We start from the raw sequence: 2,577 nt of genomic DNA on the forward strand, positions 1-2,577 counted from the left end.
TTTAAATTCACTACTATGCTTTTTGCATCTTTACTTACACTTAGAGTGTATTTAGCTTTTTGAACTTTTGCTTTGATGTTTTTATGTAAGCTTTGATTGTTTTTAGTAATAGTTTCTAATAAGCTTTGTAAGTCTTTTTGATTTAGATGTTTATTGTTTGCATCTACAAAGCCTTTTTCACTTTGCATTAAAATAAAGCTTTTATTTTTTACATTATTGTTAGTATATACATTAATAGAACTATCTTTAGAAAGATTAATAGCTTCTTTAGCACTTAAATAAGTTTTAGTATCATCTTTTAAGATAAAGCTATAATGATCAAAGTTATTAATAGTATTTGCTTTGATACTTGTATTTAATACTAAATGATTATTAGTACCACTTTTATGCATTAGAGCTTTTGATACAAAGTTATCATCTTCTTTAGTTTGTAAAAAGCTACCTGCTAATACTTCTATATTAGTATTATTAAAAATATTAGTATTACCACTTAGATATAAAGTATTATTATAGCTTTTATCATTTTCACTATATACACCAGAAGCGCTTATAAATATAGCTTTGTTGTTTTTATACTCATCTATATTTAAATTATTTATATGAGTATAATTATCATGAGTATTCTTAGCTATACCTGCACTAATTACTATTTCCCCTTCTCTTTTATCAGAAGCTGTACCTAGGGCTAAATTATCAAAGATAAAAGTATTATTAGCACTTTCAGTTTTAGCATTAATAACATAAACATTAGAGCTAGCTGCACTTGAATAATCTTTAATGTTTAAAGTATTATTATTAGCGCTTTCATTGGCTCTTAAAATGATTTTAGAACCTTTATCTATATTAGAAGCATTCGATAAAGATTGTACAAGATTATATTTTATAGTGTTTTTTTCTAAATTATCAGCTTCTATAATAGCAGTTAGATTTCTACCTGATTTTACATTATCTAAAACTATACTATTAGCATTAGCACTACTTGCATAATAATCTTTATTATCCAAACTAACCTTACTTACTCCATATAAGTATAAAGGTATAGCTATGTTTGAGTTTTTAATATTAATACTATTATTATTTGCTTTAGAGCTTAGAGTTTGTGCTGCTGTGATTTGAATTTTATCTTGATGGTTTTCAACAGTAATGCCTTGAGTTAAATCCCCATTGATATTAATACTATTATTATTAGCTCCTTTAGTAGCTACCCCACCATAAAGATTAAACTCATTTTTACCTGTAAAATTAGAATTAATCTCAAATGGCTTTTTTAGATTAATATTAATATTATTATCATTAGCTATACCATTATTAGTCATACCTGCATAAAAGTCTAAGAGTGCTTTTACTTCTACATTAGTATTTAATGCTAATAAGGTTTGTAAGTCTTTTATATCTATAGTGTTTTTATAAGCATTACCTTGTATGATTTTACCCCCATAGATTTCTCCTACTAAAACAGCATTATAAGCTAATGGGGTATTTTTAGTATCTACTCTTAAATCTAGTTTTAAATCATTGATTAATACGCTATTATTACTTACTTCATAGCTTTGGTTATTATTAACATCCACAAAAGCTCCTCCTAAGTGAGTAGCAGCTGATGTTGAATATGCTCCACTTGGACCATGTACTAATAAAGAAGCTCCATCTATAATAACCTTATTATTTTTAGCATTGCCATTATAAGTAATAGCTCCTGTTACATGAGTCATTCTCTCATCAAAGATATTATCTCCTAACATGCTTTGTCTATAAGGGGTAGTATGAAAGTCTATCTTTACTCCCTTGTTTAATACAACTGTATTATTATTAGCATTAGCATCCACGCCAAAAGCACCTAAGATATAAGGAGCACCATTTAAAGGTAAGGTATAGGTGTTTTCAACACCCATATTTACATAGGCATCTTTTAAGAAGTTTAAAGTATTATTACTTACTTCACCTTTTCTAGCTATAGCTGGAGTGATTAGAAAATTATATTTATTATCTAAACCCGTAGCTTTAGGGTTAATTACTTCTTTATCAGTAGGTTTTAAATAATATACTGAAGATAATTCTCCTGCTTTTAATACTAAGGTATTATTATTAGCTTTTGCATTAAAGGTATAAGCAGAAACTAAAAAAGGTATATAGCTGATTTGATTTAGGGTAGTATTAGCTGAGTTAGAACTATGAAAGCCATTAACTACAAAAATATCTTCTTTAATACTTGGAGTGAGTATGTCTTGTTTAAAATATAAATCATTCATTTTAGAATGAGTTTTATCTTTAGGATTATCATAGATTAAAGTGATATTTGAAAGGTTTTTATTAGTAGCCATTTGGCCATAGAAGTTTTTACCACTTAAGAGTTTATAGGTATCAAGATTATAATCATATACATCATTATTATTAAATTTATGCTCTTTAATAACATAAGCATTAGAAGCTTTATCATAATTTGCTTGGGTGGCTGCCTCTAAAGAACTTAGGGAAAAAATAGCAAATAAAGAAAGTTTTAAAAGATTAGAGTTTTTATAGTTTTTTAAAGAGTTTAAAGTGTTTGAGTTAAAACGAAAATTATCGTTCCCCCCCCCC

The 2,577-nt window shown here is 27.0% G+C and carries 1 protein-coding gene; it reads right to left on the reverse strand.

The features are described 5' to 3' along the window. Window positions 1-2,577 (reverse strand): hypothetical protein (locus tag L8U00_RS07720; RefSeq protein ID WP_263709102.1); only part of this gene is annotated, 2,577 nt, incomplete at both ends.

The sequence above is a fragment of the Campylobacter sp. IFREMER_LSEM_CL2256 genome (genome assembly GCF_025771645.1).
Taxonomy (GTDB): Bacteria; Campylobacterota; Campylobacteria; order Campylobacterales; family Campylobacteraceae; genus Campylobacter_D.